At 71.9% G+C, this 7,569-nt stretch carries 3 protein-coding genes and 1 pseudogene; 3 read left to right on the top strand and 1 reads right to left on the bottom strand.

Going from position 1 to position 7,569, the window contains the following annotated elements; translation table 11 throughout:
* On the bottom strand, positions 1–718 hold a 718-nt coding region (locus tag NBX02_RS09375), incomplete at its 3' end, for an ATP-binding protein (RefSeq protein WP_250290942.1).
* 252 nt (positions 719–970) lie between these two features.
* Between NBX02_RS09375 and NBX02_RS09370 the strand changes: the two genes are divergently transcribed.
* From NBX02_RS09370 to NBX02_RS09360, 3 genes and pseudogenes are all read left to right on the top strand, one after another.
* Entirely contained in the window at positions 971–2,170 is a 1,200-nt protein-coding gene (locus NBX02_RS09370) for a serine/threonine-protein kinase (protein ID WP_250290940.1), read from the top strand.
* Positions 2,171–2,337: 167 nt separating this feature from the next.
* Positions 2,338–5,220: a DEAD/DEAH box helicase gene (locus NBX02_RS09365; protein WP_250290944.1), complete on the top strand. Its 2,883-nt coding sequence runs from the start codon at positions 2,338–2,340 to the stop codon at positions 5,218–5,220.
* Positions 5,217–7,569: pseudogene (locus NBX02_RS09360) on the top strand (class I SAM-dependent DNA methyltransferase); the annotation flags it as partial. The gene NBX02_RS09365 and the pseudogene NBX02_RS09360, both read left to right, overlap by 4 nt.

Here is a 7,569-nt window from a genome sequence, read left to right as displayed (position 1 = left end):
TCGCCCGGTCGACGGCGGTGGGGGTGAATTCCTGGCCGGTCTCGGCGGTGTGCTGGGCGTAGAGTTCGGCGACCTCGTCCGGGGTGAAGTCGCCCAGCCGCAGCGATTCTAGTTTGATGTTGAACGGGCTGGAGGTGCCCAGCCGGGACGGGTCACCGCCGGATGCGGCTTTGTAATCCCGGACATCGCGCAGGCCGCACAGGGCGACCGAGGCGGGGAAGCGGCTGGGCCGGTTGCTGTATCCGTCGCGGAGCTGGCTGAGGACGCTGAGCAGGCTCTGCCCCTGGAGCGCGTCGATCTCGTCGAAGAACAGCACCAGGGGACGGGGACAGGCAAGCGCCCAGGCGGTCAGCGCGGCTACCAGCAGGCTCGCGTCAGTCACATCCGGCCACGGCGGCGGGCGAAGATCGGCCGGGAGGGTGGCCTCTGCGGCGTCCCGGATCCGCTCGAGGATCCCCCGGGCCGCGGCGCCGTAGTCGTCGCCGGTGGCCCGTCCGATCTCGCAGGAGAACCGCACCGCCGCGTACCGGCCTTCGGTGGTCAGTTCCCGGGCAAGTGCCTGCAGAGTGGTTGTCTTCCCGGTCTGCCGGGGAGCGTGGACAACGAAATAGCCCCTCTGCTCGATGAGGCCGGGTGCCTCGGGCAGCCGCGGCAGGGCTGGGATCATATAGTGGTATTCGGGCAGGCACGGGCCCGCGGTGTTGAAATGACGTCCCATCCCGGCCTCCCGCCACGACGCTGCGCTGCGCTGCGATCGTCACTCTACGGCGGCTTTGTCGGCCATCCGCACAACGAGCGTGGTCCGTTGGCGTGGCGCGCACCTGGCGCTGGGGCCACCGCTGGGTGGGGGCTGAGCCGTTGCTGATGCCCGGTGTGACCGTTAATGAGCTGACTGTTCTAAACTACTTGTCCGCGGTCATCCTGTTCGCGGTCATCGTGGACGGTTCCTGGGGCTGGGGGCGAGGGGATCATGGACGCGCTGCTCCCGTCGGACCCGGTGCGGGTCGGCCCGTACGAGCTGCGTGGCCGCCTGGGGGCGGGTGGCATGGGCCAGGTGTATCTGGGGATGTCGACCGCGGCCGAGAAGGTGGCCCTCAAGGTCATCAAACCGGAGCTGGTCGCGGATCCGGCTGTCCGGCGGCGTTTCTCCGAAGAGGTCGAGAACCTCAGGATGATCTACGGCGCCCGGGTGGCGCGGTTCGAGGACGCCGGTCTTGAGGACGATCCGCCCTGGTGCGCTGTCGAATACGTCCCCGGGCGGACCCTGCGCCAGCATGTGGAGCTGCGAGGAGTGCTCGACCCGCCGCTGACCGCGATTCTCGGCGCGGCGCTCATCGAGGGGCTGGAGAAGATCCACCAGGTCGGGCTGCTGCACCGGGATCTCAAGCCCCAGAACATCCTGCTCGGTCCGGACGGCCCCAAGGTGATCGACTTCGGACTGGCGCTGCTGCTGGAGCGGAGGCACGAGCGGGAGCTCACCGAGCCCGGCGGGGTCGTCGGCACCCTCGCCTACATGCCGCCCGAGCAGGCCCGGGGCGACCGGGAGCTGACCGGGGCGGCCGACGTCTACGCGCTCGGCGCCACCCTGGTCTTCGCGGCCACCGGACGTTCGCTGTATCCCGGGGTCCGTGGCTACGCGCTGCTGGGCCACATCGCCGATCCCGCCATCCGGCCGGATCTGGACGCGGTTCCGGCCGAACTGGCGTCGCTGCTCGGCGCGATGCTCGCCTTCGAGCCGGCCGCCCGGCCGTCGCTGGACGCGTTGATGACCGGCCTGATGGACGTCGCGACCGCGGGTGGCCGGACCGGGGCGCGGCTGCGGCGCCGTCTCGTGGCCCGGACGTTCGTCGCGTCCGCTAGCGGGCCCGAGCTGTACGACGCCGACCCGCGGGAGGAGCCGTGGGACGACCAGACGGCGGTCCCGTGGGGATCATCCGGCTCGGACCATGCCGAGTGGGCGGCCGAGGGGGTGGATGCCGGGGGCACGGAGGGCGGAGAAACGCGGAATACCGGGACAGACCATGCCGCACAGGCGACGCGGGTGCTGCCGGTACCGGACGGATCAGGTCCTCGGGTGGGCCCGGCTGCGTTACCGTCGCGGGCGTCCGTCAGTGTTGAGTGGCTGGTGACGCGCCTGCGCGCCGAGTACGCCCGCAACGCGGAGCTCTGAGCGGAGCCTGGCCGCGGGGAGGGAGCGCCGGGCCGGCATCGATGTCGGTGCTGGTACCGGCGCCGGCTCTCGGGACACGGTCACAGGCGGGCGTGCGAGGTCGGGGTGGGCCTGCGACGTGGGGACGTACGACGCAGAGGACGTAGGGACAGGGAAGGCAGGCGTTGGTGACAGCAGGGCGGCGCGGGTCGTACGCGCCGGGTGCACGGGTCCTCGTTCGTGACGAGGAGTGGCTGGTGCGCAGCGCCGTCCGGACGGCGCACGACGGGTACATGATCAAAGTGGTGGGGGCCTCGGAGTTCGTCCAGGACCGTGAGGCGACGTTCTTCGACGGGCTTGAGCCGGTCGAGGTGCTGCGCCCGGAGAACACCGTCCTGGTCGCCGACGACACGCCGCGGTTCCGGCGCGGCCGGCTGTATCTGGAGGCGGTGCTGCGCCGCACGCCGCTGCCGCGTGGCGAGCGCGGGCTGGCGCTGGCGGACTCGTTCGTGCTCGACCCGAAGGTCTACCAGCAGCGGCCGGCCGAGCTCGCGCTCGCCGGGCTACGCCCCCGCATACTGATCGCGGACGTGGTGGGCCTGGGCAAGACCCTGGAGATCGGGCTGATCCTGGCCGAGCTGGTCCGTCGCGGCCGGGGGGAGCGCATCCTCGTGGTGACGCCGCAGCACGTGCTCGAGCAGTTCCAGCACGAGCTGTGGACGCGTTTCTCCCTCCCGCTGGTCCGGCTGGACTCGGTGGGTATCGAGCGGATCCAGCGGGAGATCCCGGCCGGGCGCAACCCGTTCACCTATTTCAAGCGGGTCATCGTCTCGGTGGACACGTTGAAGAACGTCGGCATGTACGGCCATCACCTGGAGAACATCGGCTGGGACGCGGTCGTGATCGACGAGTCGCACAACCTGATCGGTTCGACGAGCCTGCGCAACCGGCTGGCGCGGCTGCTGGCCTCCCGTACCGACGCGCTGCTGCTGGCCAGCGCCACCCCGCACAACGGTGACAAGAAGTCCTTCGGCGAGCTGATCAGACTGCTCGACCCGGCCGCGATCGTCGATGTCGAGAACTACGCGAAAGAGGACATCGAACATCTCTACCTGCGCCGGACGAAGATCAGTCCGGAGGTCCGGGACGAGATCAGCAACGAGTGGGCCGAGCGGGGCCCGTCGGTGCCGTTACGCTGCCCGGCCACGGCCGCGGAGGAGAAGATCTTCGCCGAGCTCACCGAGGTCTGGCTGCCGCCCGAGGGCGCGCCCGACGGCGTGGCCGAGGTGACGGCGGGCCGGCAGCCAGCGAGCACAGTGAGCACGCTGAACACGGCGAGCGCGGTGAGCAGGGAGCGGCGGCTGTTCCCCTACACGCTGCTGAAGGCGTTCCTGTCCTCGCATCACGCGCTGGCACAGACCGTCGACACGCGGCTGCGGTCGGCGGGCTGCACCGACGCTCAGGAGCGGTCCGCGCTCGGCCGGCTGCGCACGCTGGCGGCGGCCATGACCGACGCCGACTCCGCCAAGCTGGCGGCCCTGCTGCGCGAGCTGCGCCAGATCGGGGCCGGTCCGGGCAGCCAGGTGCGGGTCGTGGTGTTCTCCGAGCGGGTCGCGACGCTGAAGTGGCTGGCCGACGTCGTACCGGCGGCACTGGGCTTCACGGGGCGGACGGCCGCCCGGGACGCGGTGCGGGTCATGCACGGCGGCCTGCCCGACACCGACCAGCAGCGGATCGTCGAGGAGTTCTCCCAGCGGGACGCCCCGGTACGGATGCTGTTCACCGGCGACGTGGCGTCCGAAGGGGTCAACCTGCACCGGCAGTGCCACCATCTGGTGCACTACGACCTGCCGTGGAGCCTGATCCGCATCGAGCAGCGTAACGGCCGGATCGACCGTTACGGCCAGGCGCACCAGCCCCGGTTCCGGGCGCTGATCCTCACCTCGTCCGTGGACGGCGCCAGGGACGACACCACGGTCGCCGAGAAGCTGCTGGCCCGCGAGGCGGAGGCGCACCGCAGCCTCGGCAGCGCCGAGGCGGTCACCGGGGAGTATCTGGCCGACCGGGAGGAGCGCCGTCTCATCCAGGATCTGCTCGCCGGCCGCGGCGTGGAGGAGTCACTGGACGCCGGCCCGCGACACGACGTGCTGGCCGATCTGCTCGGCGGCGTCGGTGAGACGCACGTTGCCGCGCAGCCGGCGCGGGCGCGGGTGCCGACCCTGTTCGCCTCCACCGAACGGTTCGTCGACGAGGCGCTGCGGGAGGTCTTCGACTCTCCCGAGGACGCGCTCGCGCTCCGCCGCGAGGAGGGGATGATCGCTTTTGACGCCCCGGCCGACCTGGAGCGCCGCATGTCGGACCTGCCCCGCTCCTACCTGGCCGACCAGCGGGTGGACGGCCGGCTGCGGCTGAAGCTGACCTTCGACCGGGAGCTTGCCAGGCGCCGGCTGGAGCAGGCCCGCGCGAGCCGGAAGACCAGCTGGCCGGACATCGCCTACGTCAGCGACATCCACCCGGTGGTCGACTGGCTCGTCGACAAGGTGCTGGTCAGGCTCGGCCGGCAGCAGGCACCCGTCCTGCTCGCCGACGTCCCCGGCCCGGTGTTCCTCGTCCAGGGCGTGTACTGCAACCAGCTGGGCCAGCCGACCGTGGTCGAGTGGATGGCGGTCGGCGGCCTGCCCGGCGCGTCGGCCGTCGAGCCGCTGGCCGACGTGCTGGCACGGGCCGGGGTGAACCCGGCGATGACCAACCCCGCCTCCGGCGTCGATCTCGGTCGGCTGCAGAAGCTCGTCCCGGCCGCTGTCGACGTCGCCCGCGAGCATCTGGAGAAGCAGCGGGACGCCTGGGACGCGACGACGGCCGAACCGCTGCGCGCCCACCGCGCCCGCATGCTGCGCTGGCAGCAGCAGAGCCTGCTGCCGCCGGCCGCGACCGCGTCCGCTCCGCGGCGGGCCAGCAGGAAACGCGGCGTGGACGACACCGTGCGCGAACAGAACGATCTCGTCGCGCGGCTGGAGACCACGGGTGAGCCATTGCTGCGGCTGCTCGCCGTTCTGGAGCGTGCCGTATGAGCATGGAGTCCCTGACCAACCGCGGAGAGTACTTATCCGCCTACTATCTCGCCGAGCGTCTGCCCAAGGTGGTCAAGGACGGTTACCTCGGACGCTGGGCGGAGGCCGAGAAGAACCACGGGCTGTCCGCCGACGCCGACGCCGACGCCGACCGGCCCGGCGGGGCGTGGGCCGGGGGTCTCGGGGAGAACGAGCCCGCCGCGGCTCTCGGCCCGGCGGTGACGCCGCGGGCGGGCATCCGGGCGCTGCGGCGGGCCTACTACGAGCTGCGCGCCGAGATCGTCGAACTCGACGCGGCCGTTCAGGCCGCGGAACGCGACGGTGTGGAGGCGGACGAGGCCGTCCGGGAGAAGCTGCGGGACAAGCTGCACGAGCTGCACGGCCACGTCCTGCGCGCGTTCGCCTTCACCGCGCGGCCGACGGAGCTGACCGTCATGCGCGCCGGCACCGAGCACACCGTCGCAGTGGCCCACGCCGGCCGGGGCGTGCTGGCGGTCGAGTGCGGCTGGGCGACGGACACGGACGCGGCGACCGCCGCGGACGGCGCCGGCCGGCTGCTGACCCCGGTGGACGTCGACCGGCGGGAGCGGATCGAGCACGGCATGGCGCTCGCCGGCCACCTGTTCGCCCTCGACGACGACCGGCCGCGGTACGTGCTCATCCTGGCCGGCGCGGTGGTGACGCTCGCGGACAGGCTGACCTGGGGGGAGGGCCGCTACCTGGCGGTCAGCCTCGACGTCGCGTTCGGCCGCAACGACACCCGGCCCGGCGGCGAGCTCGACGTGATCGCGGCCCTGTTCGGCGCGGACACGCTGTGCCCGCCCGAGGAGGGCGGCAGCGAACGGCTCGCCGAGCTGCGGGAGGGCTCCCGGCGGCAGGCCGTCGGCGTCTCCGCGGAGCTGCGGGAGGGGCTGCGGCTGTCCGTCGAGCTGATCGCCAACGAGGTGCTCGACCGCATCCGGGAGGCCGGTGTCCGCCCCGAGCAGGTCAGGGAGCCCGAGGAGCTCGGCCGCGAGCTCACCCGGGAGGCGCTGCGCTATCTGTACCGGATCCTGTTCCTGCTGTATGCCGAGGCCCGGCCGGAGCTCGGCGTCCTACCGGTGGATCATCCGGAGTACGCCGAGGGGTACAGTCTCGCCCGGCTCGGCGACCTGGTCTCCGGCAAGCTGATCGGCGAGTCGGCGCGTAACGGCTTCCATCTGTACGAGTCGCTGGACCTGCTGTTCCGGATGGTCAACACCGGCCACCGGCCGCGCGGCGCCCACCCCGAGCCCGGCCCGGAGCCGGATCCGGCGACGGAGCCGGACGCGCTGGCACCGAACCTGGCGGCGGCACCGGAGCCGGACTCGGGCCCGGATCCGGGCCCGGACGCGGATCCGGGCGCGCGGGCCGGGAGCGGCCGGAGCGAACGCAGCGAGGGTGAGGGCATCCGCTTCGAGCCGCTGCGCTCCGACCTGTTCCTCCCCGAGGCGATCGAGATGATCGGGCGGGCCGCCGTGGCCCACCCCGCGGACGACGACGGCGACAACGACGACGGCGAGGCCGACGCGCGCACGATCGACACCCGGCTGCGTAACAGCTGCCTGTACGAGGTGCTGCGGCTGCTGATGCTCACCCGCGGGAAGAAGAAGGAACGCGGCGGGTTCATCTCCTACGCCCAGCTCGGCATCAACCAGCTCGGCGCCGTCTACGAAGGGCTGATGTCCTACACCGGGTTCATCGCCGCGGAGGAGCTGTACGAGGTCGCCAAGGGCGGTGATCCCAAGGACGGCAGCTGGATGATCCCGGCGTCCCGGGCCGACGACTACGCGGACGAGGTCTTCGTCCGCGCGCTCGACGACATGGGCCGGCGCACCGGGCCGCGGGTCCGCTACCCGGCCGGGTCGTTCGTCTACCGGCTCGCCGGCCGGGACAGGCAGACCAGCGCCTCCTACTACACCCCGCAGTCGCTGACCGAGGTCACCGTCCAACTCACGCTCAGATACCGTCTCGACCAGGACGGCACCACAACGCCCGCGCGCGAGCTGCTGGACTGGACGATCTGCGAACCGGCGCTGGGCTCCGGGGCCTTCCTCAACGAGGCGATCAACCAGGTCGCCGCCGAGTACCTGCGCCGCTGTCAGCGTGAGCGGGGGGAGAGCCTCGACCCGGAGCGGTACGCCACCGAGCTGCAGAAGGTCAAGGCGTACATCGCCCTGCACAACTGCTACGGCGTGGACCTCAACCGCACCGCGGTGGAGCTGGCGGAGGTGTCGTTGTGGCTGAACGTGATGCACGCCGGCCTGCAGGCACCCTGGTTCGGCCTGCACCTGCGCCGCGGCAACTCGCTCATCGGCGCCGGCCGCCGCT

This window comes from Protofrankia sp. CiP1_Cm_nod1 (genome assembly GCF_920888515.1).
Taxonomy (GTDB): domain Bacteria; phylum Actinomycetota; class Actinomycetes; order Frankiales; family Frankiaceae; genus Protofrankia.
Note: the sequence above shows the minus strand (reverse complement) of the source record. Positions and strands in the feature narration are given on the sequence as shown.

Bases quoted from the DNA above. Each gene is read 5' to 3' on its own strand.
- NBX02_RS09370 (WP_250290940.1), top strand. From the start codon at position 971: ATGGACGCGCTGCTCCCGTCGGACCCGGTGCGGGTCGGCCCGTACGAG.